Annotated in this window: 24 protein-coding genes; 15 read left to right on the top strand and 9 right to left on the bottom strand. The window is 61.8% G+C overall.

The window, feature by feature from the left end:
• Positions 1–6 precede the first annotated feature (6 nt).
• Positions 7–969 (bottom strand): alpha/beta hydrolase fold domain-containing protein, encoded by a 963-nt coding sequence (locus tag ACFQ95_RS05110; RefSeq protein ID WP_422829736.1) that lies wholly within the window; start codon positions 967–969, stop codon positions 7–9.
• Positions 970–1,034: 65 nt separating this feature from the next.
• Here ACFQ95_RS05110 and ACFQ95_RS05105 point away from each other — a divergent pair, with 65 nt between their 5' ends.
• Together ACFQ95_RS05105 and ACFQ95_RS05100 are read left to right on the top strand one after the other, a co-directional pair.
• Entirely contained in the window at positions 1,035–2,171 is a 1,137-nt protein-coding gene (locus tag ACFQ95_RS05105; RefSeq protein ID WP_422829735.1) for an iron-containing alcohol dehydrogenase, read from the top strand.
• Positions 2,172–2,240: 69 nt separating this feature from the next.
• Positions 2,241–2,885 (top strand): LysE family translocator, encoded by a 645-nt coding sequence (locus ACFQ95_RS05100; protein ID WP_422829734.1) that lies wholly within the window; start codon positions 2,241–2,243, stop codon positions 2,883–2,885.
• A 4-nt stretch (positions 2,886–2,889) separates the two neighbouring features.
• On the opposite strand, the gene ACFQ95_RS05095 is transcribed toward ACFQ95_RS05100, so the two are convergent.
• Entirely contained in the window at positions 2,890–4,050 is a 1,161-nt protein-coding gene (locus ACFQ95_RS05095) for a phospholipase (protein ID WP_422829733.1), read from the bottom strand.
• Positions 4,051–4,325: 275 nt separating this feature from the next.
• Here ACFQ95_RS05095 and ACFQ95_RS05090 point away from each other — a divergent pair, with 275 nt between their 5' ends.
• Entirely contained in the window at positions 4,326–5,882 is a 1,557-nt protein-coding gene (locus ACFQ95_RS05090) for an EAL domain-containing protein (protein ID WP_422829732.1), read from the top strand.
• On the opposite strand, the gene ACFQ95_RS05085 is transcribed toward ACFQ95_RS05090, so the two are convergent.
• Positions 5,866–6,684: a hypothetical protein gene (locus ACFQ95_RS05085; RefSeq protein WP_422829731.1), complete on the bottom strand. Its 819-nt coding sequence runs from the start codon at positions 6,682–6,684 to the stop codon at positions 5,866–5,868. The two genes, ACFQ95_RS05090 and ACFQ95_RS05085, sit on opposite strands and share 17 nt — an antisense overlap.
• A gap of 368 nt (positions 6,685–7,052) precedes the next feature.
• Here ACFQ95_RS05085 and ACFQ95_RS05080 point away from each other — a divergent pair, with 368 nt between their 5' ends.
• From ACFQ95_RS05080 to ACFQ95_RS05070, 3 genes are all read left to right on the top strand, one after another.
• Positions 7,053–7,595, top strand: coding sequence for a MarR family winged helix-turn-helix transcriptional regulator (locus ACFQ95_RS05080; RefSeq protein WP_422829730.1), 543 nt, complete (start codon positions 7,053–7,055; stop codon positions 7,593–7,595).
• On the top strand, positions 7,592–8,257 hold the full coding sequence (locus ACFQ95_RS05075; RefSeq protein ID WP_422829729.1) for a Crp/Fnr family transcriptional regulator: 666 nt from the start codon (positions 7,592–7,594) through the stop codon (positions 8,255–8,257). Before ACFQ95_RS05080 ends, ACFQ95_RS05075 begins: the two co-directional genes overlap by 4 nt.
• 149 nt (positions 8,258–8,406) lie before the next feature.
• Positions 8,407–9,060: a peroxiredoxin gene (locus ACFQ95_RS05070; protein ID WP_422829728.1), complete on the top strand. Its 654-nt coding sequence runs from the start codon at positions 8,407–8,409 to the stop codon at positions 9,058–9,060.
• A 46-nt stretch (positions 9,061–9,106) separates the two neighbouring features.
• On the opposite strand, the gene cadR is transcribed toward ACFQ95_RS05070, so the two are convergent.
• Positions 9,107–9,538 (bottom strand): Cd(II)/Pb(II)-responsive transcriptional regulator, encoded by a 432-nt coding sequence (gene cadR / locus ACFQ95_RS05065; RefSeq protein WP_422829727.1) that lies wholly within the window; start codon positions 9,536–9,538, stop codon positions 9,107–9,109.
• Positions 9,539–9,614: 76 nt separating this feature from the next.
• On the opposite strand from cadR, the gene ACFQ95_RS05060 reads away from it, so the two are divergent.
• From ACFQ95_RS05060 to ACFQ95_RS05020, 9 genes are all read left to right on the top strand, one after another.
• Complete coding sequence (locus tag ACFQ95_RS05060; protein ID WP_422829726.1) at positions 9,615–11,924, top strand: heavy metal translocating P-type ATPase; 2,310 nt, start codon at positions 9,615–9,617, stop codon at positions 11,922–11,924.
• 67 nt (positions 11,925–11,991) lie between these two features.
• Complete coding sequence (locus tag ACFQ95_RS05055) at positions 11,992–12,666, top strand: DsbA family protein (RefSeq protein WP_422829725.1); 675 nt, start codon at positions 11,992–11,994, stop codon at positions 12,664–12,666.
• A 64-nt stretch (positions 12,667–12,730) separates the two neighbouring features.
• The gene (locus ACFQ95_RS05050) at positions 12,731–13,531 is read left to right on the top strand and encodes a YdcF family protein (RefSeq protein ID WP_422829724.1); all 801 of its coding nucleotides are present in this window, start codon (positions 12,731–12,733) and stop codon (positions 13,529–13,531) included.
• 67 nt (positions 13,532–13,598) lie between these two features.
• Positions 13,599–14,285: a TetR/AcrR family transcriptional regulator gene (locus tag ACFQ95_RS05045; RefSeq protein WP_422829723.1), complete on the top strand. Its 687-nt coding sequence runs from the start codon at positions 13,599–13,601 to the stop codon at positions 14,283–14,285.
• Complete coding sequence (locus ACFQ95_RS05040; RefSeq protein ID WP_422829722.1) at positions 14,282–15,427, top strand: efflux RND transporter periplasmic adaptor subunit; 1,146 nt, start codon at positions 14,282–14,284, stop codon at positions 15,425–15,427. The genes ACFQ95_RS05045 and ACFQ95_RS05040 overlap by 4 nt, the downstream gene beginning before the upstream one ends.
• Before the next feature lie 2 nt (positions 15,428–15,429).
• A complete protein-coding gene (locus ACFQ95_RS05035) occupies positions 15,430–18,618 on the top strand; it encodes an efflux RND transporter permease subunit (RefSeq protein WP_422829721.1) in 3,189 nt (1,062 codons plus the stop codon).
• Positions 18,619–18,657: 39 nt separating this feature from the next.
• Positions 18,658–19,323 carry a protein-L-isoaspartate O-methyltransferase family protein gene (locus tag ACFQ95_RS05030; protein ID WP_422829720.1) on the top strand — a complete coding sequence of 222 codons (666 nt, stop codon included), beginning with the start codon at positions 18,658–18,660 and terminating at the stop codon, positions 19,321–19,323.
• Between the two features lie 41 nt (positions 19,324–19,364).
• Entirely contained in the window at positions 19,365–19,706 is a 342-nt protein-coding gene (locus ACFQ95_RS05025) for a rhodanese-like domain-containing protein (protein WP_422829719.1), read from the top strand.
• Between the two features lie 64 nt (positions 19,707–19,770).
• Positions 19,771–21,093: a TolC family outer membrane protein gene (locus ACFQ95_RS05020; protein WP_422829718.1), complete on the top strand. Its 1,323-nt coding sequence runs from the start codon at positions 19,771–19,773 to the stop codon at positions 21,091–21,093.
• Between the two features lie 199 nt (positions 21,094–21,292).
• On the opposite strand, the gene ACFQ95_RS05015 is transcribed toward ACFQ95_RS05020, so the two are convergent.
• The 5 genes from ACFQ95_RS05015 to waaC (ACFQ95_RS04995) form a co-directional block, all read right to left on the bottom strand.
• Positions 21,293–22,066, bottom strand: a complete 774-nt coding sequence (locus ACFQ95_RS05015; protein ID WP_422829717.1) for a hypothetical protein — start codon at positions 22,064–22,066, stop codon at positions 21,293–21,295.
• A 50-nt stretch (positions 22,067–22,116) separates the two neighbouring features.
• Entirely contained in the window at positions 22,117–22,833 is a 717-nt protein-coding gene (locus ACFQ95_RS05010) for a hypothetical protein (RefSeq protein ID WP_422829716.1), read from the bottom strand.
• Positions 22,834–22,998: 165 nt separating this feature from the next.
• Positions 22,999–24,357: a 3-deoxy-D-manno-octulosonic acid transferase gene (locus ACFQ95_RS05005; protein ID WP_422829845.1), complete on the bottom strand. Its 1,359-nt coding sequence runs from the start codon at positions 24,355–24,357 to the stop codon at positions 22,999–23,001.
• Positions 24,358–24,457: 100 nt separating this feature from the next.
• Positions 24,458–25,492 carry a lipopolysaccharide heptosyltransferase I gene (gene waaC / locus ACFQ95_RS05000; protein ID WP_422829715.1) on the bottom strand — a complete coding sequence of 345 codons (1,035 nt, stop codon included), beginning with the start codon at positions 25,490–25,492 and terminating at the stop codon, positions 24,458–24,460.
• A complete protein-coding gene (gene waaC / locus ACFQ95_RS04995) occupies positions 25,489–26,514 on the bottom strand; it encodes a lipopolysaccharide heptosyltransferase I (RefSeq protein WP_422829714.1) in 1,026 nt (341 codons plus the stop codon). Before waaC (ACFQ95_RS04995) ends, waaC (ACFQ95_RS05000) begins: the two co-directional genes overlap by 4 nt.
• Between the last annotated feature and the right edge of the window lie 5 nt (positions 26,515–26,519).

The raw sequence follows: 26,519 nt of genomic DNA, 5'->3' as shown, positions 1-26,519 counted from the left end.
AGCTCTTTACAAGTTGAATGCGGCACGCAAGGCTGCAGCCGCGTCGGCATGGGCGCGGCGCGCTTCGGGCAAGGCGCGGCCCATTTTGATGAATTCGTGGGTCACGCCACGGTAGATCTCCAGGTCAACGGGCACACCGGCCAAGCGCAGTTTGTCGGCATACAGCACACCTTCGTCCACCAGCGGGTCACACTCGGCCAGGCCAATCCACGCGGGCGCCACGCCGTCCACATCGGGCGCGTTCAGCGGTGCGAAGCGCGGGTCGTTGCGGTCTTCGGGGTTCAGCACGTATTGACTGAAAAAGAAGTCTATGTGCGCCGCCTCCAGCACATAACCCTTGGCAAATTGCTGATGTGAAGGTGTGTCTTGCCAGGCCGTGCAGCCCGGGTAGATCAACAATTGCAAGGCCAGCGGAATGCCTTGCTGCATGGCTTGCACCGCACTCGCTGCCGCCAGGGTGCCGCCCGCGCTGTCGCCGCCCACGGCCAGTTGGCCGGGAATGGCACCAATCTGCGCGGCGTTGGCCGCCAGCCAGGCGAGTGCATCCCAGGCGTCGTTGGCGGCGGTGGGAAAACGGTGCTCGGGGGCCAGGCGGTAATCCAGCGACACCACCAAACAACCGGCCTGGCGGCTGAGTTCGCGGCACAGGATGTCGTGTGTGGCCACGCTGCCTATGGTGAAGCCGCCGCCGTGGAAGTACAGCAGCAAGGGCAGCGGCGTGCCGCTGCTGGGGGCGTACAAACGGGCGGGCAGCACGGCACCGTCGCGTGCGGGGATGCTGAAGTCTTCAACCCGCTGCAGCGCGGGTTTGGGAATCTCCAGCACCGCCGCACCCAGGGCGTAGGTGGCCCGCGCCTCTTGTGGCGTTTGCGCGTGTATGGGGGTGTGCCGGGCGCGCGCCATGCGGTCGATGATGCTGCGCATCACAGGGGTTAACGAGGGCAAGGCGGGGCTGGAACTGGGGTGCATGAACGGGCGATGGTGGGTAAAGTACAAGGCGGACCGGTTAATCCTACAACGATGAGACGAGACAAATGGCCCTGATCTACTACGTGACCCAGATCCAGTTCGACTTTGGCGCGATCAAGCTGCTGCAGCAGGAATGCGCACGCAGCGGCATCACGCGTCCGCTGATCGTGACCGACGCTGGTGTCAAGGCCGCAGGCATTTTGCAGCGTGCACTCGATGCCCTGCCGGATTTGCCGGTCACGGTGTTCGACCAGACACCGTCCAACCCCACAGAGGCCGCTGTGCGCGCGGCCGCCCAGGTGTACCGCGACAACCGCTGCGACGGGCTGATTGCGGTCGGCGGTGGCTCGGCCATAGACTGCGCCAAGGGCGTGGCCATTGCCGCCACACACGAAGGGCCGTTGACGCGCTACGCCACGATTGAAGGTGGCTCGGCCTTGATCACCGAGCGCGCGGCACCGCTGATTGCCGTGCCCACCACCAGCGGTACCGGCAGCGAGGTGGCGCGTGGCGCCATCATCATCGTCGACGACCACCGCAAGCTGGGTTTTCACTCCTGGCATCTGGTGCCCAAAACCGCCATCTGCGACCCCGAATTGACGCTGGGCCTGCCACCCAAGCTGACCGCCGCCACCGGCATGGACGCCATTGCACACTGCATGGAAACCTTTATGGCACCGGCCTTCAACCCGCCGGCCGACGGCATCGGGCTGGACGGCCTGCAGCGCGGCTGGCATTTCATCGAGCGCGCCACGCGTGATGGCTCGGACCGCGAGGCGCGTTTCAACCTCATGAGTGCGTCCATGCAAGGAGCCATGGCGTTCCAGAAAGGCCTGGGTTGTGTGCATTCGCTAAGCCACAGCCTGGGCGGAGTGGACCCGCGCCTGCACCACGGCACGCTGAACGCGATGTTTCTGCCAGCGGTGGTGCGCTTCAACGCCGCAGCCGAGTCGGTTCAAAAAGAGAAGCGCCTGGAGCGTATGGCGCAAGCCATGGGCCTGGCTTCTGCTGGTGATATCCCAGAAGCCATTACCGACCTGAATGCACGCCTGGGCCTGCCCACCGGTTTGGCAGCCATGGGCGTGGAACACAACATGTTTGAGCGCATCATCAGCGGCGCGCTGGCTGATCATTGCCACAAAACCAATCCGCGCATCGCCACGGCCGACGAATACCGCGCCATGCTGGAACAGTCCATGTGACGATTGCCGCAGGCATTCACTGAGGCTTTGCACCTTTGTTATCGTCAAGTCTTCTTCTAGAGGCATGACATGACGTGGTCGAACTGGCTGGTATTTGCAGGTGTGTCCTTGTTCATGGCGTTCACGCCGGGCCCGGCCGTTTTGTTGGCCGTGTCGAACTCGGTTTCGGTGGGCGCGTCGCGCGCCATGCTCGGTTCTGTGGGTAATGCCTTGGGTGTGTTCCTGGTTTCGGCCGTGGCCATGGCCGGGCTGGGTGTGCTGCTCAGCACCTCTGCGGTCGCGTTCATGTTGTTGAAAGTGGCGGGCGCGGCTTACCTGGTTTACCTCGGCATCAAGCAATGGCGCAACGGAGCAAATGCCTTGGGCGCGGCGTCAACGTCTACGGGTGAAGCCGCACCGGCGCAAAGCGCCACCAAGCTGTTTTTGAACGGACTGACGGTGGCGGTCACCAACCCCAAGAGCATTCTGTTTTTTACCGCCCTGTTCCCACAGTTTCTGACGCCTGGCGCCCCCGCAGTGCAGCAGTTTTTTGTGTTGACCACCACGTTTGTTGTCTGCACCGTGCTCGCCCATGGCTTTTATGTGCAGGTGGCCAGGGGCCTCAAGCGTATGCTGGCCAATACACGCCGCGCACGCTTGTTCAGCCGGGTCTCAGGCGGCGCTTTTGTGCTGCTGGGTCTGGGGCTGTTGCGGCTGCAGAACCGTACGGCGTGAACCTCTACAGCGGCTGCACCAGAGACAGGTCTGGGCGCAGCCACCATTCGGCAAATTCATCCGCCAATTGCTGACTTGCCGCCACCGCTTGCCCCCAGACCTTGATACGCCCCTGCAAATCGTCGGCGTAGCGCACAAAGTCGTGCCGGTCGGGCAATTTGCCGTTGGGCAGCGTGGCAACCCACTCCGGCGCCGGGGCCAGCACCAGCATATTGTCTAGAAACGCTGACGGCTTGTGCCGCCAATGCAGTGTTTTATCGAGCCAACCCGGCACGATGGCTTGCTGAAAATGCGGGTAGAGCACCAATTTCCGCGTGGGATCGCCTGCGTCGTTCAGGCCATTGGCGGCGCTCAACTGCACCAATGGAGCTTCAGGCGCAGCTTCAGAATCCATCGCGTGCTGTGCATTTTGATAGTCCAGATGCAGGTGGTAGTCGGTAATGCCGCCATCCCAATAGGCGCCACGTGGTGCGCCAGGAATGTCGTGCACCGCACGCAACACAAATGGAATCGAGCAACTCGCCTGTAGCGCCGGCAAGAAGTTGTTGTCCTGCAAAACCACCTGGCGCGTCGGAAAGTCATGCGCAGCGAATGGCAGACTGGCCTGCGGGCTGGAAAACACCACGCGCTCCATCCAGGCGCCCAACGCACGGCGCCTCAAACCGTTGGCCACAAAAGCGGCGGCATAACCCAGATGGGTGCGCATGTTTTGCTCGCGCCGCAGCACATGCCGGCCACGTGCCGTGATGATGTGCAGGCGAAAGCGCGGGTGCGCCAGGATGTCGTTTTGCAAACCATCAAAAAACGACTGCAGTGTGGCGCTGAATTCGGCGCTGACCTGGTCTGCACTCGGCCGCTTGCGGCCGGCCGGCGGTTCGTAGTGCTGCTGAATGTAGCCTCGCTCCAGGCGCTCAAACGCTGGCACAGGTGCGGCGAGACAAGCCGTGGCCATGCGCCAGGCGCCAATCGAGGCGCCCACCAGGTCGACGCTCTGGCGGCTGTGTGTCAGCCAGTGGCCGAAGATGAACTGATCCAGCCGCCCGAGGATCAGGCCTTTGGGGCCGCCGGCAGCGGCCGGCACCGCGGCCACATGATGGGGCTGCAAGCCATGCTGGCGCAGATGTTGAAGGGCTTTGGGGCCGGCATAAAGGCGCAGGGCTTGCATGGGCGGGAGCTGAAAACGGGAGCGAAACAAAAGGCCAGTCTAGCTTGCCAATGGTTTGCGCCAGCAAACTTTCAAGCGGCCAAGGACGGCGTGATGCCCGCGCGGATTGGCAAGAGCACATAAAACCGAGGCCAGGGTGAGCCTAGGTGAATGTCCTAGGTGTTTCATCGGTGAAATAACTTTCCCGGTAGCTGGAAGCCAGATTTCATTGTCTAAACTAGGCCCGCGAGAGTGCGACGAGATTTGAGCCCAAAACGAGGCCCCTTTGGTTTCTGATGAAAAACTTCTACCTTGTTGCCTCCGTTCCACTTCTGCTGGCGGCTTTTATCCCGATTGGAGCCGCCCTCTATGTGGCCTACCACAAGGCCAGGGATGACCAGACCGCCTACCTGACCTCACTGGCCGACGAAGTCCTGCGGCGTGGCGTGGCCTCGCGCCAGCAACTTGTCACCGCTCTTGATGCACTGGAACACACCGGGGGGCCGCCCTGTGGCCAAACGGCCATGACCCGCATGCAGCAACTGGTGGGGCAGTCTTTTTATCTTCAGGGCATGGGGTACGCGAGGGACGGGGTACTGGTCTGCAGCACACTCACCTCAGGCGCTGACCTGGTGCGCTTGCCCGGAAAGCCCCTCACGACTTCCAGTGGTATCTCGGCATGGATAGATGCGCGGCTGCCTTTTGCCCCGGACCAGCCCTTTAATATTTACGCACGCCATGGCCACGTGGTCATCATCCACCCCGATATCGTGGTCGACATGCCCATGCTTCGAGAGGATGCCTCGGTCGGTTTGGCGCTGATTGACCACAAGGCCTTGATTCGCAGCCGAGGCCCGCTCAACGCCCATTGGCTAGACCTGTTTCAGACGCAGGCCAGCAGCGTGGTCGAAAGCGAAACACACAACATCGTGTTCCGCGTCTCGGAGATCAACAATCTTGTGACCGTGGCTGCGGCACCAAAAGCGTCGATCCACGCCGGAATCAAGGCCCAGGCCTTGGTTCTGGCGCCGCTAGGCCTAGGGGCCAGCGCTCTGTTCGCTTTTGGTGTGGTGCTTCTCACACGCTGGCGACTTTCACTCCCGTCACGGCTGCGTGCAGCCCTGCGCCGCCACGAATTCTTCGTGCTCTATCAGCCGCTGGTGCACCTTGAGAGCGGCAAATGGGTGGGCGCAGAAGCGCTGTTGCGCTGGCGCCGCAGGAACGGCAAGATGGTTCCGCCAGATACCTTCATCGCACAGGCCGAGAAGATTGGCGCGATCTCTCTGCTGACGCGTTTTGTCATGGACCGTGTCCTGGCGGACTTGCCAAGCCTGTTAAAGGTTTGCCCCGGGTTTCATGTGAGTTTGAATCTTTCCGCACTAGACCTGACATCCGACGGCCCGGTGCAATATCTGGCACAGCGTTTTAATGCCGTGGGCCTGCCGCCCGGGGCACTGATGCTGGAGGTCACCGAACGCGGCGTGGTGGACGTCGAGGCGGCCAAGCCCGCACTGCAGGCCGGGCGGCAGATCGGGGCCTCGATTGCACTGGATGACTTCGGCACCGGCTACTCCAGTCTGTCGATGTTGGAGTCGCTGGACATCGACACGCTCAAGATTGACCGCACTTTTATTGCCAGCATAGGCGCGCAGGCCGCCATCAGTCCGGTCACCGTGCACATCATCGAGATGGCGAAGAAGCTCAATCTCGAATTAATTGCCGAAGGGGTAGAAACACAGCAGCAACTGGATTTTCTGCTGACCCATGGCGTGGCCTGCGGTCAGGGATGGATGTTCGCCAAAGCCATGCCGTTAAAGGAACTTGTTTCAGGCCTTCTCAGGCAACGTGCCTGAAGGCGGACGATCTCACTTGCTTTTTGACGCGCGACCGCGCCAGAACGAGCCCGGCCAGCGCCAGCCCAAACAACGATGCGGAAGCTGGCTCAGGCAGCTCATGGGGCTCGGCAATCGGGTCCAGTGCAAAGAACGCGTCGGCGTGTTTGCGGATTTCGTTTGCCGTGGGTAAGCCGTTGTAGGCGGCAAATCCCAGGATGCTGCCGTTGAAGTTGTCGGCGCCCAGGAACCCGCCACCGTCGACCAGTGTCCCGCCCAGGGCCACCTCTCCATGCAGATTGAGGGCCATGCCAAGGAATCCCACACCGGTGTCGTAGTTGCGTAGCAACTTGCCATTGACGTAGAGAAATGTGGTGTCGAATTCGCCAAAACTGGTGAAGGTGAGCACGACTGGCGTGTCGAAGATTGTCGGGATTCCAAAGGAGTAGTCATAAACGCCGTACTCCGTGGCACCGACCATGCTGGTGCCGTATTGTTGAAAGCGTATGGCTTGGTTCTGGCCGCCGGTGTTCGATCCCAGCAGACTGCCCGCGATATTGTGAAAGCTGCCCTGCACAATGAATTCGTAAGTTGCATCTCCCTCGCGGTTACTGCCGACCGCGCCAATATCCACCACCGTCGGGGCTGTGATGTTGGTCGTGCTGAAGCTTGCCCTGGTTCCCTTGGCCACCTCCTGCTGCCAGTTGACGATACCGGCATCGGCCGGAACGGCCAACACAGCACTGAAGACGATTGCGCCGGTGCATAGGTTTTTCAAGAAAGCCAAAGCATGGCCGGACAGATGGGTGGGAAACCGTGACATCGAAACTCCTGTGAAGCAAGGGATTGCGACGCAGTGTCTCCATGGCGGAAAATTTTGTCGGTGAGGAAAGTTACATAGCGCTCGCGCCTCACAAGCCAGTGCCAGTCCTTGGCATCCAGAACACGAATCCCTGGCGCCCGGTGTTCGTTTGAAGAGACGCTTCACCGCGTATCGAAAAAACTGGAAATACAACAACATTGTTGATATATTCCCGGGCCAGCCCTGTGAACACAGATGGACTTCAACACTTCCTACCACCGCCACCTGATGTCCACCTTGCTTCAATCACCGCTTGACAAGCGCCAACGCGCTGCTGCGACTGCGGGCACGCCAGCCCTGTGCTTCAAGCCCTGGCGAGGCAGCGGCACATGAACACAGCGCTGACGACGCGTGCCGCGCGCAAGCGTTCCGGTGCAGACTGGCGCACCGATGATCTCGCCCTTGCGCGCACGCTGGAGCTGGTGTTCTTCGCCCATATGGAGATGGCCGACGCCGCCGACAAAGTGCTGGTGCAACATGGACTCAGCCGGCCACACCACCGCGTGCTCAGTTTTGCGCAGATCAAGCCCGGGCTCAGCGTGGGTGAGCTGCTGTACGGCTTGCGCATTTCCAATCAGGCCTTGTCGCGCACCATGCAAAAAATTGTGGCGCTGGGTCTGATAGAGCAGCGTTACGCGGAAACAGATCGTCGTGTACGGCACCATTTCCTCACCGAGCAAGGTTATGCCCTGCTGGCCGTCTTGAGGGCGCGCCAATACGAGGTGATTCGCAAGGCACATCTGGTGCTTCCACAAGCCGATCTCGATGCGTTCTGGCGCATGCTGGAGACGCTGTCGCGCCCCGAAGACCTGGCCATGGTGTCGCCCCATCCCGGTCGGCCGCCGGCCTCTCGCCAAAAGGAGCAGAAATGATAGATGCCGCCACCAAGGCACTGACACTTCAGATCTACCCCATGCTGGGTGATCTTCCCGCGAGCACACTCGACGAACTGCTAGCGAGCGCCACCTACATGAAGGTACCGGCCCAAGGCATGATGTTTGACGAGAACCAGCCCTGCATGGGTTTTCCCTTGTTGCTCTCGGGGAGCGCGCGCGTGATCAAGGCCGCCCCCAATGGCCGAGAGCTGCATCTCTACTACGTTCTTCCGGGCGAGGCCTGCATTCTCACCAGCAGTTGCCTGCTGGGACGGGCGAACTATCAGGCGCGTTGCCTGGTGCAGCAAGACCTGGAGTTGGTCGTGCTGCCGCCGGCGGCGTTCCGTGTGTTGTTTTCGAATCTAGAGTCGTTTCGCGATCACGTTTTCAGCCGGTTTTCGGAGCGCCTTTCCGATCTGCTGCAACTGGTCTCGGCCGTCACCTTTCAAAAGCTCGACCAGCGGCTTGCCGCTGCGCTCACCACACGTTCTAGCCCCATCCAATCGACCCACCAGGCCTTGGCCGACGAGCTGGGCAGCTTGCGGGAAATCGTCAGCCGCCTGCTGAAGAACTTTGCCGACCAAGGCTGGGTGCGGCTGGGCCGCGAACGCATAGAAGTCGTGGATGCCACGGCACTGCGCCGACTCGCCGATCTTTGAATTTTTGATGCTGTGTAACCTTCATCACAGACAGCCTGGGTAGCGGCAAAGACACTGCGGTCTCCTGAACCGGTGGCCACATGGCGAAACACCACTTCTGCGCTAGCACCTACCAAGTTTTATCACTCTCTTTCACAACGGAGCTCACCATGTCCCTTCGCATCAACGACACCGCGCCCAACTTCACCGCCGACACCACACAGGGCAGCATAGACTTCCACAACTGGATTGGCGACAGCTGGGCCATCCTGTTCTCGCACCCCAAAGACTTTACGCCGGTGTGCACCACCGAACTCGGCTACATGGCCAAGATCGAACCCGAGTTCACCAAGCGCAACACCAAGCTCATAGGCTTGAGCGCCGACCCCGTGGCACGTCACGGCGAATGGGCCAAGGACATTGAGGAAACCCAGGGCGCGGCCGTCAAATACCCGATGATTGGCGACAGCGACCTAGCCGTGGCCAAGCTGTACAACATGCTGCCGGCCGACGAAGTTGGTGCCGATGGCCGCACCGCCGCCAACAACGCCACCGTGCGCTCGGTGTTCATCATTGGCCCGGACAAAAAGATCAAGCTGATGCTGACCTACCCCATGACCACGGGCCGCAATTTTGATGAAATCCTGCGTGTGCTCGACTCCATGCAGCTCACGGCTAAACACAAGGTGGCCACGCCGGTGAACTGGAAACACGGCGACGACGTGATCATCACCCCCGCAGTGTCGAACGAAGACGCGGAAAAGGCCTTCCCAGGCTTCAAGACCATCAAGCCCTACCTGCGCACCACCAAGCAGCCGGTCTGATCGCCGCAAAGCTGCGCATTGATGGCGAGGCGACACGCTTCGCCCTTCAGCCCAGATGGGTATGTCGCTCCGGCCTGACTTCGGTCTCCATCGCGGCCAAGCCTTGCAGGATGCCGCATTCGTCCACGCCCTGGTCGCTCTGGCAGGCTTGCCTTAACGTGGCCAGTTGCTCTTTCAAGTGTGTGAGTTCGCGTATACGCTCGTCCACGTGCGCCATGTGCTGCTCGAACACGGCGTTGATGGCGCCGCAGCCTTCGCCCGGCTGGTCGGCCAATTGCAGCAGGCTGCGGATTTCTTCGTGGCTCATGTCCAGCGCGCGGCAGTTGCGGATGAAGCGCAGCCGTTCCAGGTGCTCTGGGCCATACATCCGAAAATTACCCGCCGTGCGCGCGGGTGCGGGCAGCAGGCCCTCTTTCTCGTAGTAGCGCACGGTCTCCACCGTGCACTGGGCCACCTGGGCCAATTCACCGATTTTCATAAGGCCATCCGATAAACGTGTTGACTCTATAGTAGCTTCAGGTTGCCCAATGGTGGCATTCGACGGAGAAAGCCCTATGTCCACCCATGCCAAGCATGAACATGCGCATGACCACGATCACCACGACCATGGCCACGCTGAAGCCGCGCACAACCATCAACAAAACCACCAGGCGCACAGCCATGCCGCTGACTGCTGTGGCCACGGCGCGCCCAAGCTGGTGCCACTCACCGAACTGGGCGCGCGGCACAACCAAGCCGCCACCGGCGAAGTCTCCACCGCTATTCGCATCATGCAAATGGACTGCCCCACCGAAGAGGCGCTGATCCGCAAAAAGCTTGGCGGCATGGCCGGTGTCAGTGCCATGGAATTCAACCTGATGCAGCGCGTGCTGACGGTCAGCCACGCGCCCCACGCCATCGCCCCCATACTGCAAGCCGTGCGCTCGCTGGGCTACACGCCGGAAGTCGCGGATGCCAATACGCCCCCCGCTGCGCCCACGCCCGAGCCCGCCAAACCCTGGTGGCCGCTGGCGCTGGCCGGTGTGGCGGCACTGGCTTCAGAGGCCGTGCATTGGGCCGGCCTGCCCACTTGGCTTGCTGCCACGCTGGCCGTGGCGGCGGTCTTGCTCAGCGGCGTCAGCACCTATAAAAAGGGTTGGATCGCCATCACCAACGGCAAGCTCAACATCAACGCCTTGATGAGCATTGCCGTCACCGGTGCGCTGATCCTCGGCCAGTGGCCCGAGGCAGCGATGGTGATGGTGCTGTTCACCGTGGCCGAACTGATAGAGGCCAAGTCGCTGGACCGGGCGCGCAACGCCATCCAGGGTTTGCTGCAATTGGCCCCCGAGTTGGCCACCGTGCAGCAGGCCGATGGCAGTTGGACCGAAGTCGCAGCCAAGTCGGTGGCGCTGCACACCTGCGTGCGCATCAAGCCCGGCGAGCGCATCGCACTGGACGGCCAAATCGTCAGCGGGCGCTCCAGCATCAACCAGGCGCCCATCACCGGTGAGAGCTTGCCGGTGGAGAAAACCGAGGGTGACGCGGTGTTTGCCGGCACCATCAATGCATCCGGCTCGTTTGAATATGTGGTGACGGCCACCACCGGCAACAGCACGCTGGCGCGCATCATCCATGCGGTGGAACAAGCCCAAGGGGCACGCGCGCCCACCCAACGCTTCGTTGACAGGTTCGCCCAGGTGTACACACCGATGGTGTTTGCCATCGCCGTGGCCGTGGCGCTGTTGCCACCGTTGCTCATGGGTGGCGCCTGGTTTGACTGGGTCTACAAGGCACTGGTGCTGCTGGTGATTGCCTGCCCGTGTGCGCTGGTGATTTCCACGCCGGTGACCATCGTCAGCGGCCTGGCGGCGGCGGCACGCCAAGGCATTCTGATCAAGGGCGGCGTGTACCTGGAAGAAGGCCGCAAGCTGGTCTGGCTGGCACTCGACAAGACCGGCACCATCACCCATGGCAAGCCCGTGCAAACCGACTTTTGGGCGTTGAACGGCCACGCAGAAGCAGAAGTGCGCAGCCTGGCTGCAAGCCTGGCGAGCCGCTCCGACCACCCTGTTTCACGTGCCGTGGCGGATGCCGCTGCGCTTGAGGCCGTGCCGCTGCGCGAAGTGGCTGCCTTTGAAGCCCTGCCCGGCCGTGGCACCCAAGGCACGGTGGACGGCCAACGCGTGGTGCTGGGCAACCACCGGCTGATCCACCAGTTGGGCTTGTGCTCTGAAGCACTGGAAACGCAGTTGTCCGAACTTGAGAAGCAAGGCAAAACCGTCATTCTTCTCGCGCAGGCTGAGGGCGCAGTGATGGCCTTGTTCGCCGTGGCCGACACGGTGAAAGACAGCAGCCGCCAGGCCATCAGCGAACTCCATGCGCTGGGCCTCAAAACCATCATGCTGACGGGCGACAACACGTACACGGCGAAAGCGATTGCCGACCAGGTGGGCATTACCGAAGCCCGTGGCGACCTGCTGCCAGAAGACAAGCTCAGCATCATCGAAAGCAAAATCAAGGGAGGCCGTGACAAGGACAGCGCCGTCGGCATGGTCGGCGACGGCATCAACGACGCCCCAGCCCTGGCCCGCGCCAGCATTGGTTTTGCGATGGGCGCGGCCGGCACCGGCACGGCCATAGAAACCGCCGACGTGGCCCTGATGGACGACGACCTGCGCAAGCTGCCGCGCTTTGTGCGCCTGTCACGCCAAACACACAAGCTGCTGCTGCAAAACATTGCGCTGGCCCTGGGTATCAAGGCGGTGTTTCTAATCCTGACACTCACCGGCCTGGGCAGCATGTGGATGGCGGTGTTTGCCGATGTCGGCGCCAGCCTGCTGGTGGTGGCCAACGGCTTGCGCCTGGTGCGCTTTCGCGGTTGATGCTCTAGGCCACAATCGCGGCACTTTCTGTGGCGCTGCAGCCCTGTCTATTTTTGATTGAGAAAAAATGAGTTTGTTTAAAAACACTGGCGCCTTGATTCTGGGCGCCGCATTGGCAGTGGTTTTCGGTCTTTGGGGTTTCTACTTTTACCAACGCGCCACCGGCTACGAAGTGGACTTGACCAAAGCCACCACCGCCACCCTGGTGGCCGAACATGCGCCCACCGCCGGCCCCAAGGACGCCAAGGTCACCATCGTGGAGTTTTTCGACCCGGCCTGCGAGGCCTGCGCCAAGTTCTATCCCATCGTCAAATCCATACTCGCCGAAAACCCCAAGGACGTGCGCCTGGTGCTGCGCTACGCGCCGTTCCACCAGGGCTCGGAAGTGGCCGTGAAGATACTGGAAGCGGCCCGCGCACAAGGGCTTTATTGGCAGGCGCTGGATGTGGTGATCGCCCGGCAAGCCGAATGGGCGGCACATGACAACCCGCAGGCACGGCTCATTCTGACCTTCCTGCCGCCGCTGGGCTTTGACCTGGAACGTGCCAAGCTCGACATGGCCAAACCCGCCATGGACGATCTGCTGAAACAAGACATGAGCGACCTCAACGCCCTGCAGGTCACACAAACACCGACTTTTTATGTCAACGGGAAATTGCTGAAGACCTTTAGCGAAGCCGCCTTGCGCGAGCTGGTGCAGCAGGCCCTGGCCGCCACCGCCGCGCCGGCCCCAGCGAAATAGCCACAGAAAAATAGCAAAATAGCCGGTTCATGCAACACAGACCAGCGCAAGCCGCTATGAATAAATGATCGTTTCCGAGCTGGCCGAACTCAAACCCATTCTGACCAGCCTGGTCTTGCCACCCGCCGGGCCACTGCTTTTGCTGGCCCTTGGCGCCTGGTGGGCTAGGCAGGGGCGGCGCATAGGGCGCTGGCTGTTATGTCTGTCCCTGCTCAGCCTTTGGCTGCTGAGCTGCAATGCCGTGGCCGTCTGGCTGGGGCAAAAGCTGGTGCCTTCGCCCCCGGCCTTGCCGCCCAGCCAGGTGGCGGCCACCCTGAAGGCACAGAACATCCAGGCCATCGTCATCCTGGGTGGCGGTCTGCAGCCGGTCGCGCCTGAGTATGGCTCTGCCCAAGCCAGCGCCGATGCGGCAACGCGCATTCGCTACGCCGCCTGGCTGGTACGCCAAAGCCATCTGCCGCTGGCATTTGCGGGCGGCGTTGGCTGGGCCAACCACGGGGCAAAAGACGCGCCCACCGAGGGTTATGTGACACGCCAAATGTTGAGCCAGGACTACGGTTTGCCGCTGCGCTGGGTGGACGACCAATCGCGCGACACCGCCGAGAACGCCGCCAACATCAAAGCGCTGATGGCGCGCGATGGCATACAGCGCATTGCCCTCGTCACCAGCGCCTGGCACATGCCGCGCGCCCTGCAAATGTTCCAAAAAGCCGGGTTCGCGGTGCTGCCCGCGCCGACCAACTTTGCCACGGCCACACAAAGGCCGCTACTCGAATGGCTGCCCTCCACCGGCGGCCTGCAGGCATCACAACGCGTGCTGCGCGAATGGCTGGCGCTGAAGATCACGCAAGCCCGAGGCGGCTAAACCACGGCAAGTGCTTGCCAGGCACATCTACGGCCCCTAAACTAATAACCAACAGGTCATTAATTAGATGCCACCCCCCATCCCCGCCGCCACGCCCACAGCCCCTCATTCCCGCCCCAAGCGCAGCCGGCGCAAGGCTGAGCGCGCGGGTGAACTGCTGGCGGCGGCGCTCGATCTGTTTGTTGAAAAAGGTTATGCCGCCACGCGCGTGGAAGAAGTGGCGCAGCGCGCCGGGGTTTCCAAGGGCACACTGTTTTTGTACTTCGCCACCAAGCAAGCCTTGTTCACGGCCGTGGTGCATGAAAACCTGGGCAAGCAAGTGGCGCACTGGGATGCGGCGATCGACCAGTTTGAGGGCAGCAGCGCCGCGCTGGTGCACGCCAGCCTGCTGGGCTGGTGGCGCCGTGTGGGCAGCACCAAGGCCTCCGGCATCACCCGACTGGTGCAGAGCGAAGCGCAAAACTTTCCCGAAATCGCCGCCTATTACCAGGAACACTTCTCCCGCCCTGGCCTGGCACTGATGCGCCGCATATTGCAGCGCGGCATAGGCCGAGGCGAGTTTCGCCCCATAGACCCGAGCGCCGGGGCTTACGCCCTGCTGGGCATCATCATTTTTATGGCCATGTGGAAACACACCCGCACCCTTTTTCTGGAGCCGGGCACCCTGCTCGACCCCGAGGCCCACATCGCTCAACAGGTGGACATTGTGCTCAACGGCTTTAGCCAGCCGGTGGCCAAAGGCAAGGCGCCATGAAACGCTCACGCCGCTGGATCACCGCGTTGCTGCTGCTCTTGCTCATGCTGGCCTTGGGCTGGCGCATACAGGTGGCGCGCAAGTCCGCCGTCACGGCGGCCAGCGCCAGCAAGGTCGAGGCCATTGAGTTGGCGGCGAGCGATGTGATGCTGGCCAGCGTGCAGCCCTTGAACCAGGGCCTGCCGCTGGCCGGCTCGCTCAAAGCCGCGCAGTCGGTGCTGGTCAAGGCGCGCGTGCCGGGTGAGTTGCAAGGCCTGCAGCTACGCGAGGGTGACACGGTGCAGGTCGGCCAGGTGCTGGCACGCATCGAGCCCACCGAAGTGCAGGCGCGGCAACAGCAGGCGCTGCGCCAGGTGGACGCGGCACAGGCGCAACTCGACATTGCGCTGCGCCAACACAGCAACAACCAGGCGCTGGTGCGCCAGGGCTTTATCTCCAACACCGCGCTTGAAACCTCCGAGTCCAACCTGGCCGCAGCCAAGGCCAACAAACTCGCCATGGACGCGGCCGCCGAGCTGACACACAAAGCCATGGCCGACAGCGTGCTGCGCTCGCCCATCAACGGCCAGGTGTCGCAGCGCATTGCACAAAACGGCGAACGTGTGCCGGTGGACGGCCAGGTGCTGGTGCTGGTGGACCTGCGCCAACTGGAGATGGAAGCCGCTGTCAGCGCCGCCGAATCGGTGAACATCCGTATAGGACAAACCGCAGACCTGCAGATCGAAGGCAGCGGCGCGCTGGTGCCGGCGCGTGTGGTGCGTATCAACCCCAGCACCATGGCCGGTAGCCGCAGCGTGCTGGTGTATTTGGCGCTGACGCCCTCACCCGGCCTGCGCCAAGGCCTGTTTGCCCAGGGCTTCCTGAATACCGCGCAAAACCAGGCCCTGGCCGTGCCACAGAGTGCGGTGCGCAACGACAAACCCACGCCCTATGTTCAGGTGATACACGACGGCCGCGTCCAGCATGTGCCGGTGGAACTGGGTGCACGCGGCATGGGCCCCGCGCCCGAGCGAACACCGCTGGTGGCCGTGACCGGGCTGGCCGAGCAGGCGCAGATCGTGCTGGCCTCGGCCGGTGGCTTGCCCGAGGGTGCGGCGGTGCGCTTCACCACCGCGCCAGCCGCCATGACGGTCAAGCCATAAACATGTGGTTCACCCAGGTCAGTCTAAGAAACCCGGTGTTCGCCACCATGGTGATGCTCGCCTTGGTGGTGCTGGGCGCGTTCTCCTACCAGCGTCTGCAGGTCGACCAGTTCCCGAACATAGACTTTCCGGTGGTGGTGGTGACCACCGAGTACCCCGGTGCCTCGCCCGAGATTGTGGAGAGCGAGGTCACCAAGAAGATAGAAGAAGGCGTGAACTCGGTTGCCGGCATCAACAACCTCACTTCACGCAGCTACGAAGGGCAGTCGGTCGTCATCGTCGAATTTCAGTTGGCGATTGACGGCCGCAAAGCAGCCGAAGACATCCGCGAAAAAGTGGCCTCGCTGCGCCCCAGCCTGCGCGACGAGGTGAAAGAGCCGCGCGTGCTGCGCTTCGACCCGGCGAGCCGCGCCGTCTGGTCTGTTGCCGTGCTGCCTGACACCAAGGACGGCGCCAAACCGCTGAGCGATGTGGAACTCACCAACTGGGCCGACCAGGTGCTGAAGAAGCGCCTGGAAAACGTGCGTGGCGCCGGCTCGGTGACGCTGGTGGGCGGCGCCAAGCGCGAGATCAACCTCTACCTGCGCCCCGCCGCCATGGAAGCACTGGGTGTCACGGCGCAGCAGGTGGCGCAGGCCGCGCAAAGCGAAAACCAGAATCTGCCGATTGGCAGTCTGCGCAACGGCGAACGTGAACGTGTGGCGCAGATAGACGCACGCATCAGCGATCCACAGGACTTCGGCCGACTGATTGTGGCGCGCCGTGGCGGCGCAGCCGTGCACCTGGCCGAGGTGGCCAGCGTACACGACGGCGCGCAGGAACTGGAAAGCCTGGCGCTGTACAACGGCCAGCGCACGCTGCTGTTGAGCGTGCAAAAAGCGCAGGATGAAAACACCATAGAGGTGGTGCAAGGGCTGAACCAGGCCCTCAAGGACCTGGCGAACCAGGTGCCGCCGGGCGTGCGCCTGGAGACCATTGGCGACGCCTCTAGGCCTATTCGTGTGGCCGTGGCGAATGTGCGCTCATCGCTGCTTGAGGGGGCGGTGCTCACCATCCTGATCGTGTTTTTGTTCTTGAATTCGTGGCGCTCCACCGTGATCACCGGGCTCACGCTGCCGATTGCACTGATCGGCACCTTCTTGTTCATGTACATGTTTGGCTTCACCATCAACATGATCACCTTGATGGCTCTGAGCCTGTGTGTGGGCCTGTTGATTGACGACGCGATTGTGGTGCGCGAGAACATCGTGCGCCATCTGCAAATGGGCAAAACACCCTACCAGGCGGCACTCGACGGCACACAGGAAATCGGCCTGGCGGTGCTGGCCACCACCTTCTCCATCGTGGCGGTGTTTTTGCCTATAGGTTTCATGGGCGGCATCATAGGTAAGTTCTTCCACGAGTTTGGCATCACCATCGTGGCGGCGGTGTTGATCTCGATGTTTGTCAGCTTCACGCTGGACCCCATGATGTCCAGCATCTGGCACGACCCGACGATTCATGCGCACGGCCAGAAGCCCAAACCGGTGTCTTTCTACGACCGCACCCTGGGCCGCGTCACGGGCTGGTTTGAAGACGCCACCGATCGCCTGTCGGATGGCTACCAAGGCATCTTGCGCTGGGCGCTGGGGCACCGCGTGTGGACGGTGGTGGCCGCCGTCGCCATTTTTGTGCTGAGTGTTGTGATGGTGCCGCTGTTGGGCACCGAGTTCGTGCCCAAGGCCGACTTCTCGGAAACCTCGGTCAACTTCTACACCCCCGCCGGTTCGTCGCTGGAAGCCACCGAGGCCAAGGCCAGGCAGGTGGACCACATCCTGCGCGACATGCCCGAGGTGCGCTACACCCTCACCAGCATCAACACCGGCAGCGCCCAGGGCAAGATGTACGCGGCGGTGTATGTGCGGCTGGTGGAACGCAGTGCGCGCCAACGCAGCGCCGACCAGATGTCGGTGGTGTTGCGCGAGCGCCTGGCGCGGGTGCCGGGGATCACCGTCACCCACGTGGGCTTGAGCGACTCCGTCGGTGGCAACAAGGCGGTGGAGTTTTCGTTGCAAGGCGCGGACCTGGCGCAGTTGGGCCGCCTCAACAGCCAGGTGCTGGACAAGCTGCGGCAAATCCCTGGCCTGGTCGATCTGGATTCCAGCCTCAAAGCCAACAAACCAACGCTCGACATCGATCTGCGGCGCGAGGCTGCGTCCGACCTGGGCCTGAGCGTGGCCAGCGTGGCCAACCAGCTGCGCGTCCTGGTGGCAGGCCAGACCGTAGGCAACTGGCGCGCAGCCGACGACCAGACCTATGACGTCAAGGTCCGCCTGGCACCCGATGCACGGCTGCACCTGCAGGATCTGCTGCGCCTGCCCGTGCTGAGCATCACCAGCGGCGACCGGCCGCCCGCCGTGGTGCGGCTCAACCAGGTGGCCGATATCCGCGAAAGCACCGGGCCCAATCAGATCAACCGGCGCAGCCTGGCGCGCGAAATCGCCATCAGCGCCAACGTGTCGGGCCGCTCGACGGGAGAGGTGTCGAAAGACATTCGCGCCGTGCTCGACGGCATGGCCTTGCCACCCGGCTACCAGTACCAGTTCAGCGGCTCGGCGAAAAACATGCAGGAGTCGTTTGCCTATGCGGTCTCGGCCCTGGCGCTGGCGATTGTCTTCATCTACATGATTCTGGCGAGCCAGTTCAAGAGCTTCCTGCAACCGCTGGCCTTGATGACGGCGCTGCCGCTGACCTTGATTGGCGTGGTGCTGGCGCTGCTGGCATTTCGCTCCACTTTGTCGATGTTTTCCATCATCGGCATCGTGATGCTAATGGGTTTGGTCACCAAGAACGCCATCCTGTTGCTTGATTTCGCCATCCGCTCGCGCCAGGCGGTAACTTTACCGAATGGAGACATTCAGCCCGGTCTGCCCCGGGTGGACGCGCTGTTGCTGGCCGCCAAGGTGCGGCTGCGGCCGATTCTGATGACCACGCTGGCCATGATTTTTGGCATGCTGCCCCTGGCCTTTGCTCTGAGCGAGGGCTCGGAACAACGTGCGCCCATGGGCCAGGCGGTGATAGGCGGCGTGATCACATCCTCACTGCTCACCCTGGTGGTGGTACCGGTGGTGTACTGTTATATAGACGACCTGGCGCAATGGATGCAACGCAGATTTGCACCTCGCCACGCAAATGACAATTTGCCCGCCTAAAATCAGGGGTTTGTTTCGCATCCGACAAAGAAAGCTCCCATGACGACCTTAAGCCCGCTAGAACTCGCCCGCTTCAACATGATTGAACAGCAGATCCGCCCCTGGGATGTGCTCGAGAACGCCGTGCTGGAGTTGCTGACGGTGGTCAAACGTGAAGAGTTTGTGCCCGCAGCCCACCGCGCCTTCGCCTTTGTCGACATGGAAACGCCGCTGCCCGCAGGCGAAGTGATGTTGTCGCCACGCGTCGAAGCGCGCGCCCTGCAGGACCTGCACGTCCAGCCCAGCGACACGGTGCTGGAAATCGGCGCTGGCTCTGGCTACATGGCCGCGCTGTTGGCCCACCGTGCGCGCAGTGTGGTGTCGCTGGAGATCAAGCCCGAGCTGGCCCAACTGGCGCGCGACAACCTGAAAAAGAACGGCGTGCAAAACGTGGAAGTGCGTGAGGCCGATGGTGCCCAGGAAAATGCTGCACCCGAAAGCTATGACGTCATCATGCTCAGCGGCTCGGTGCCCGAAGTCCCGCAGTTCCTGCTGCAAAAGCTCAAGGTCGGTGGCCGCCTGTTCGCCATCGTCGGCCTGGAGCCGGTGATGCGCGCCACCATCATCACCCGCACCAGCCAAGCCGCCTTCACCACCGCCCAGCCCTGGGATGTAAGCGGCCCGCGCCTGCAGAATTTCCCCGAGCCTTCGGCCTTCCACTTCTAAGCCCAGCCCCGGCGCCATCCAGATCGCGCCGCACCCTACACATGATTGAACAAATCAGCCCTGCCGACCTGTCTTCTTGGTTTTCCAGCGCAGCCCCGGATGGCTTGGCTGTTGTGCTCGATGTGCGCGAACCCTGGGAATGGGAAACCGCCAGCGTGCAGGCCGAAGGCTTTACCCTGGTCAAGATCGCCATGAACGAGATACCCGCACGGCTTGCCGAGCTGGCCCCTGCGCAACCGATTGCCTGCCTGTGCCACCATGGCGCGCGCAGCCAGCGGGTGGCGCACTTCTTGGCACAAAATGGCTTTGAGCAAGTCGTCAACATCGCGGGCGGCATTGACGCCTGGTCGCAAATCCGCGACCCGTCCGTCCCGCGCTATTGATCTAGCCCTGCTCCAGTTTTGTCAGCGTTGAATCCGGCATCGTCTCCAAATCATAAGGAACTTCATGCGTAGCTTCCGTCTTGCCCTTATCGCCATGGCCGTCAATGCTGCGTTCGCGGCATCAGCGCGGGCGGATAACCTGGTAGCCCTATATGACGCCGCGCGCGCCATTGACCCAACCTACCAGTCAGCAAAAGCGCTGTATGAAGCGAACCTCTCAAAATCAGAACAGGCCAAGGCCGGCATTCTGCCCACGGCCAACTTTCTGGCTGGCACGGCAAGGACTTCGTTCGACAACACAAACCCTGAATTCGGCAACGACTTCAACGCCAACAACGCCTCCATCCAGGCTTCGCAACCGCTGTACCGTCCGGCCAACTGGGCGGCCTATGAACAAGGCAAACGCCTGGTGGACATCGCCACGGCGCAACTCACGCTGGCCGAGCAGGACTTGGTGCTGCGCGTCACGCAGGCTTATTTCGATGTGTTGGCCGCCAGCGACAGCCTGACCTTTGTACGGGCTCAAAAAGTGGCGGTGGCCGAACAGCTGGCTTCGGCCAAACGCAACTTCGAAGTCGGAACCTCCACGGTGACCGACTCGCGCGAAGCCCAGGCGCGTTACGACCTGGTGGTGGCACAGGAAATCGCCGCCGAGAACGATCTGCGGGTGAAAAAGCTGGCGCTGGACCAACTCGTGGGCCGCCCCAACACCCAGCCCAACCCACTGGTGTCACAAGCCGCCTTGCCCCAACTGAATCCCAGCGACCTGCCCGGCATGGTCAGCACCGCTGAAGTCACCCACCCCGGCGTGCAGCAGGCGGTGGTGAACCTGGATGTGGCGCGTCTCGAAACCCAAAAAGCCAAGGCCGGCCACAAACCCACATTGGACCTGACCGCCTCGCACACCCAGGCCTTCAACCCGCAAGGCTCCATCGCCGGTTTGCTGCACACACACACCCGCAACACCACCGTGGGCCTGACACTCACCTTGCCGCTGTTTTCTGGCTTCGCCACGCAAAACCGCATCAAGGAAACCCTGTCCCTGGAAGACAAGGCACAAGCCGATCTGGATGCCACACGTCTGGTGGTGGCCCAGGCCACACGTGCGGCGTTCTACGGTGTGGTGTCCGGCGTCGGTCAGGTCAAGGCACTCGAAGCTGCAGAAGCCTCCAGCCAAAGCGCGTTGGACGCCAACCGCATGGGCTACCAGGTGGGTGTGCGCATCAACATCGACGTCCTGAACTCGCAAAGCCAGTTGTTCCAGACCAAGCGCGATTTGGCCAAGGCACGCTACGACGTGCTGGTCGGCAGCCTGAAACTACGCCAGGCCAATGGCACACTCACGCCGCAGGATCTGCAATCGGTGAACAGCTTGATTGCACCGTGAAGTCACGTCTGCCTTGACCGCGACGTAAACCAGGCACGCGGTAAGTCCGAGCCGTCAAAACACAAAACGCCCCAAAGTGAAAGTCACTGTGGGGCGTTTTTCTTTCTGCAGGAGGCTGGGAAATCCACCTCCCAAAAGCAGTGCGGCCTTGTTCCAGTCGCTGCATGGCGTGTCCTCTGGGCTGGCCTGCTGGCATTGATCACATCACGAAGCTTGTAGGGGCCTCGCGCTCGCATTGTTGAAGCTCCGCCCGGGAAATTTGCAGCTCCTCTTGTGTTGCATCCGCTGTCAGCTGCCGATAAGAAAAACACGGCATTTTTTTGTCTTTGTCGTCGATCTCAAAACGGAGTTGATTGAGTTTGTCGCGCCGCGCAAAGTAGGCGGCACGAACTTCTGAAATAGTCGTTCCGTCGTCTCGATCGACCACAATTTGAAATCCCGTATTGAAGTAGACCGCATAGTCAGATTTTCTGAGGCGAAACTGTTCCGCTGTAGGCCCGCTCTGTTCAAAAACCAAAAGGTACTTGCCTGGCTCTACCCTCTCCAGGCTGTCGGACAAACCAAGCCATCCGTGGTCCATTTTCGGCAACATGGCCTCCGTGTCTTTAGACACCTCGATCTTGAGAACCACGGATAAAAACACATCGCAGTCTTCAATGGTAGTGATCGGGGTTGGCTTGGATTGATCAGCACGCAGCGCAAAGACCCTCACCTGCAGCCCGGAGTTGACAATGCGCTTGGCTGCAGGCGCCTCCTTGGCCTTGAGCACGAGACGCGTTCCTGCCGGAATCCTGTCGGGATGCCCCTGAAACACATCTTCAGCACGCGTGACAGTTGGCCTAGAAAGGACAGTCTGGGCGTGAACGCTGCTTGCCAACAAAAAACCAACCGCAAAACATGCCAATGAAAGAGTGGCTCGCTGTGCCCGCCATATCGCAGCCGCAGATTGATTGACGTGGTCAAAGTCATACATGGCATGTACTCCTGGTTGAGGCGTGTTGTGGCCTAAACAGAATCAGCAATTCAGCAGAACGGCTCTTTCTCATCGCAGCGTGTATATGGAAACCCGCTATTGCTCCATTTGGGATAACGCATTCTCTGCAGCAAACCTGAAGCAATCTCTTCTGCGTTGGGCCCTGCCAGAGGTGTATCCGACGTTATTTCCTCTATGAATCCGCTGGTCTTTGCCAGGATTTCCGTAAGAGCCTCTCGCTCGGCAGGCCCTGCATGACGCTGCAACTCAGCCATCATCGCCAGGCCGCTATACAGCTTGTACTCGGGATAGAGCGGAGGGTCGCTGTCGCTGGCCGGTTTGGCCAATGGATCAAAGGCCCCTACAACCGCCTGATGCGCTTTCGCATCTTGTGCCTGCTTGCCATACTTTCTTGAAATTACCTTCAATCGAGCCATGGTCGAGCTGAATCGAAAGGCGATCTCCAAGGCAACACGCTGGTAGTTCTCAAGCCTCTTGCGTTCATCGGCCCGATCTTGGCTTTCTTTGGCCAGCGCTAGCTGGGCTTTTTCTTGCCGCTCGTTGTATACCTGCACGATGCCCGCAACGACGACCGTTGATAACAACCACATCCCAAAGGTGCTATTGAGAAATTTCCATAATTTCTGGCGCTTGTTTTCCGTCGCTGGGGCTGGCGCAGGCGGCATCAGCTCCTTGCGGATCTCCAGCCGAAAAAGCTCTTCAGATTTGATCCGCTCTTTTTCCTCGGGAGTCAAAAAGTCTGCCATCGATCGAACCCTTCACAGAGCAACGTGACATGAATGAACATTCGCCCGGAGTTTGCGCAACGACTTTGACAGCCTCAATGCCATGGGTCAAGCTCATAAACCAGGGCGTTGAAGTAAGGCACGCCGCCCTGACCAAGCGACGGCGGCCCGGATGGAGGTGGCGAATTAACGCGCCAGAATCGCCGCCACGGCCTTGGCAGTTTTGTCGGCCGCGCCACGGTGCGCGTTGGCAAATGCCGGGCCGGCTGCGGCTGCCGCAGCCAATGCCTCAGGTGTTTGCCGCCACTCGTCCACTACCTGCAAGGCCTGGGACATGTCGGTGACGCGCCGCGCCGCGCCCGCAGCCTCGGACAAGTTGGCCGCTTCCGCAAAGTTGAACGTCGAAGGCCCCATGAGCACGGGACAGCCGCAGGCTGCGGCCTCGATCAAGTTTTGCCCGCCCAGTTCGGCAAAGCTGCCACCGAGCAAGGCCATGTCGGCCAAGCCGTAATACAGCGCCATTTCCCCCAGCGAATCGCCAAGCCAGACATCGGCAGCCTCGGGACCTTCAGCCCAGGCGCTACGCCGTGACACCGTGAATCCCTGGGCCTGCACCAGCGCAGCGACTTCGTCAAAACGTTGCGGGTGGCGCGGCACGATCAGCCATTGGGGTGGGCTTGAGGTCGCATCAAGTGCTCCTGATTCAGAAGCGCCCAACACCTTTGCTGCGGGCGCTCCAGCCATTTTTCGCCGGATTTCCTGCAACAGCAGCAGCTCTTCGCCTTCGCGCGCACTCGCCAGCATCACCACGGGACGAAAACCTGCTGTGTGTTGTTGCGCCCGCCAGTTCAGGCGCCACGTACGCCCCTGCTGCAGCTTGGCGCTGTCGGGAGCCGCGTCGAACTTGATGTTGCCGAAGATGCCCTCTACGGGCGCACCCAAGGATTTGAGACGTTCTGCGTCGTAGCTGGCTTGGGCCCACACGGCATACAAACTGCTGTAGACCGGGCGTGCAAGAAACGGCAGGCGTTCAGCTTGGCGCAATGACTTCTCGCTCAGGCGCGCATTCGCTAGCACCAGCGGAATATGGGCACGCCGGCAGCGATCCACGAGGTTGGGCCAGATCTCGGTTTCCATCAGGATGCCGATACGCGGTCTGAAGTGCTGCAAGAAGCGTTGCACGGCGCCAGCCGAATCCCAAGGCTGCCAGGCTTGCACGTCACCCGGCTGCAACAGCCGGGCGCCCTCGGCACGGCCGGTGGCTGTGCCGTGCGTCAACAACAGACGCATGCCCGGCAATTCCCGGCGCAGCGCTGCCAGCAAGATCGCTGTGGTGCGGGTTTCGCCAAACGACACGGCATGCACCCAAACATAAGCGTCAGGGCGATTGGCATCCTCGCCGGGAAACGCGTAGTAACCAAAGCGCTCAGGCACGGCCTCCAGGTAGCCCGGCTCGGCCTGGCCACGACGGCGCAGCTTGCGGCGCAGCAGTGGTTGCACCAGCCACATCAAGAAAGAGTAGAAACGCAGGATCAAGATTTGCAGTATGTGAAGTTCGGAAAAATGCGGTCAGCAGCGACCGCCGCAGAAGCAAGAAACCAAGGCGCTTTCCAGCGTGCCCAAGCGCGCACCGGCATGCGGGCACTCAATCACGCAAGGATGCCAAGGCCGAGGCCTGTATCCAGGCGCGCCACACAGATTCCACGCTGGGGGTCGGCTGCGCATAGACAAAGTTTTGGTGGTCCACATGGTGTGGGCCGGTGGACCAGGCGGTGTCGACGTTGTAGATTTGCACCAAGGGCAAGTCCAATGCTGCGGCGACGTGGCACAGGCCGCTGTCAACCCCGATCACGCCCAGACAGCCGGAGAGTGCGTCGACCATGGCATCCAGGGCCATGTGCGGCCAGACCACGGCATGGCTCAAGCGCCCGGCCAGGCTTTCGCTGCGGTGGTACTCCTGGTCATTGCCGTGCGCAAACGCCACCGTATAACCAAGATCGTTCAGCCTGTGGCCCAGCTCCAGCCAATGCTCTTCCGGCCAGAGCTTGTGAACTGCCGTGCTGCCATGCAGGAAAGCCACGACGGGCGACGGGCCCTTGGTGGTACCGGAATCAAAGAAGTGTTGCGCCACGCTTTTGATTTTGCCGGTCTCTACACTGTCGCGCACCGTAAGACCAAACGACCGCGCCTCGGGCAGTGCATAGACCAGGGCCCGGGCGCACATCACACGCGAACGTTGCGCCGCGGGTAGACGCAGCTCCACCGGAATGGAGACGTCTGCGACACGCCGCAGCAGCGGCTCAAAGCCGGAATCGTCGGCCTGATTGGTCAAGGTGTAGCGCAGTCCATTTGGGTTCAAGCGGGCCATTCTGGCGACCTGCAATGACTTGCTCTCGCCTTGCAGATCGATCACCGCATCGTAGCTGTCGAACTGCAGATCGGCCATGAAGGCACGCCATGCGGTGCGGGTGTCGGCGCTGAACACGGTTTCGCGCCAACGGCTGAGATCACATTCAATCACCCGGTGAACACCGCTGCAGCGCCGCACCAGAGGCGCCAATGTGGGCTCCACCACCCAGTCGACCTGGGTGCCGGGCAGTTCCGAGCGAATGTCCTGCACCGCCGGCATGGCGTACACCACGTCGGACAGAGAAGACAGTTTGACAATCAGAACATTCATGCAGGCACAGGTGGAATGGGCGAAGCGGCCGGGCTTGGATGCAAGGCCTGGTGCCGAGACCACACAGATTGCCACGCCTGCCACACCGTGTCTACCTCCGGCGCCACGGCACCACCCACGGCCACCTGGTAGGGGCTGCCCAAGGGGCCGGCACGCCAGATCCGCGGCTGGCTGAAGATTTGTACATGCGGCAGGTTCAAGGCCACGGCCAGGTGGCTCAGGCCCGAGTCCACGCCGATCACACCCACACAACCGGCCATGTGCTGGGCCAGCGCCGGCAAACCCATGCGCGGCAACACTTTGGCGCTGGGTCCGATGGCGTCGCACAACTGGCGCGCAAACTCGGCCTCGGTGGTATTGGCCTGCGGCACACTCAGCGTGTACCCCTGAGAGGCCAGAAGGCGGCCAGTCTCGGCCCAACGCGCCAACGGCCATTCGTTGTCGGCGCGTGTGGTGCCATGCACCAGCATCACGCTGTGGTCCGGGTGCTCCGGTTTGACGCTGAGTTCGTCATAACAGATGCCGTCTTCACGCGGCGCATACCCCAGGGCCAACGCCGCCAGGCGGCGGTAGCGTTGCAAGGAGTGGATGCGCGGCGGCATGGGCTGCGGCTTTTGCACCATGAACCGCACCGGCCATTCCCAGCCGCAGTCTTCGCTGCCATTGCCATAGGTGGCACGCCAGCCACCGGGCGCCAGCTTGGCGCGGCGCGCAATCACGGCCGATTTGATCAGGCCCTGAAAGTCGATGACGGCGTCGTAGGCTTCGCTCGCCAGCAGCTCGCTGAAACGCGCGCGCTCAGCCCGCACCGCGGCGCTGAAAGGGGTCTTGCGCCAGCGGCGTTGTGCGACAGGAATGACCCGTGCCAGGCCCGGCACCGTCGCTTGCAGCAAGGGCGCAAACGCCTCTTCGACCACCCAGTCAAAGGTGGCCTCGGGCCGCGCCTTGCGCATGTCGTGTAGGGCGGGCAAGGTCTGAATGACATCACCCAGTGATGAAAGCTTGACGATCAGCAGTCGCATGCCCT

It is taken from the genome of Variovorax sp. HJSM1_2 (assembly GCF_049316285.1).
Lineage (GTDB): Bacteria > Pseudomonadota > Gammaproteobacteria > Burkholderiales > Burkholderiaceae_C > Rhodoferax_B.
The sequence above is the reverse complement of the archived record's forward strand: the minus strand, read 5'-3'. Positions and strand labels throughout refer to the sequence as shown.

What these genes read in the sequence shown, in the direction of transcription:
- ACFQ95_RS05060 (WP_422829726.1), top strand. Translation starts at nt 9,615, where the DNA reads ATGTCCACCCATGCCAAGCATGAACATGCGCATGACCACGATCACCAC.
- ACFQ95_RS05055 (WP_422829725.1), top strand. Translation starts at nt 11,992, where the DNA reads ATGAGTTTGTTTAAAAACACTGGCGCCTTGATTCTGGGCGCCGCATTG.
- ACFQ95_RS05040 (WP_422829722.1), top strand. Translation starts at nt 14,282, where the DNA reads ATGAAACGCTCACGCCGCTGGATCACCGCGTTGCTGCTGCTCTTGCTC.
- ACFQ95_RS05015 (WP_422829717.1), bottom strand. Translation starts at nt 22,066, where the DNA reads ATGTATGACTTTGACCACGTCAATCAATCTGCGGCTGCGATATGGCGG.
- ACFQ95_RS05085 (WP_422829731.1), bottom strand. Translation starts at nt 6,684, where the DNA reads ATGTCACGGTTTCCCACCCATCTGTCCGGCCATGCTTTGGCTTTCTTG.
- ACFQ95_RS05105 (WP_422829735.1), top strand. Translation starts at nt 1,035, where the DNA reads ATGGCCCTGATCTACTACGTGACCCAGATCCAGTTCGACTTTGGCGCG.
- ACFQ95_RS05110 (WP_422829736.1), bottom strand. Translation starts at nt 969, where the DNA reads ATGCACCCCAGTTCCAGCCCCGCCTTGCCCTCGTTAACCCCTGTGATG.
- cadR (WP_422829727.1), bottom strand. Translation starts at nt 9,538, where the DNA reads ATGAAAATCGGTGAATTGGCCCAGGTGGCCCAGTGCACGGTGGAGACC.
- ACFQ95_RS05070 (WP_422829728.1), top strand. Translation starts at nt 8,407, where the DNA reads ATGTCCCTTCGCATCAACGACACCGCGCCCAACTTCACCGCCGACACC.
- ACFQ95_RS05050 (WP_422829724.1), top strand. Translation starts at nt 12,731, where the DNA reads ATGATCGTTTCCGAGCTGGCCGAACTCAAACCCATTCTGACCAGCCTG.
- ACFQ95_RS05025 (WP_422829719.1), top strand. Translation starts at nt 19,365, where the DNA reads ATGATTGAACAAATCAGCCCTGCCGACCTGTCTTCTTGGTTTTCCAGC.
- ACFQ95_RS05045 (WP_422829723.1), top strand. Translation starts at nt 13,599, where the DNA reads ATGCCACCCCCCATCCCCGCCGCCACGCCCACAGCCCCTCATTCCCGC.
- ACFQ95_RS05100 (WP_422829734.1), top strand. Translation starts at nt 2,241, where the DNA reads ATGACGTGGTCGAACTGGCTGGTATTTGCAGGTGTGTCCTTGTTCATG.
- waaC (WP_422829715.1), bottom strand. Translation starts at nt 25,492, where the DNA reads ATGAATGTTCTGATTGTCAAACTGTCTTCTCTGTCCGACGTGGTGTAC.
- waaC (WP_422829714.1), bottom strand. Translation starts at nt 26,514, where the DNA reads ATGCGACTGCTGATCGTCAAGCTTTCATCACTGGGTGATGTCATTCAG.
- ACFQ95_RS05080 (WP_422829730.1), top strand. Translation starts at nt 7,053, where the DNA reads ATGAACACAGCGCTGACGACGCGTGCCGCGCGCAAGCGTTCCGGTGCA.
- ACFQ95_RS05075 (WP_422829729.1), top strand. Translation starts at nt 7,592, where the DNA reads ATGATAGATGCCGCCACCAAGGCACTGACACTTCAGATCTACCCCATG.
- ACFQ95_RS05030 (WP_422829720.1), top strand. Translation starts at nt 18,658, where the DNA reads ATGACGACCTTAAGCCCGCTAGAACTCGCCCGCTTCAACATGATTGAA.
- ACFQ95_RS05035 (WP_422829721.1), top strand. Translation starts at nt 15,430, where the DNA reads ATGTGGTTCACCCAGGTCAGTCTAAGAAACCCGGTGTTCGCCACCATG.
- ACFQ95_RS05020 (WP_422829718.1), top strand. Translation starts at nt 19,771, where the DNA reads ATGCGTAGCTTCCGTCTTGCCCTTATCGCCATGGCCGTCAATGCTGCG.
- ACFQ95_RS05095 (WP_422829733.1), bottom strand. Translation starts at nt 4,050, where the DNA reads ATGCAAGCCCTGCGCCTTTATGCCGGCCCCAAAGCCCTTCAACATCTG.
- ACFQ95_RS05090 (WP_422829732.1), top strand. Translation starts at nt 4,326, where the DNA reads ATGAAAAACTTCTACCTTGTTGCCTCCGTTCCACTTCTGCTGGCGGCT.
- ACFQ95_RS05010 (WP_422829716.1), bottom strand. Translation starts at nt 22,833, where the DNA reads ATGGCAGACTTTTTGACTCCCGAGGAAAAAGAGCGGATCAAATCTGAA.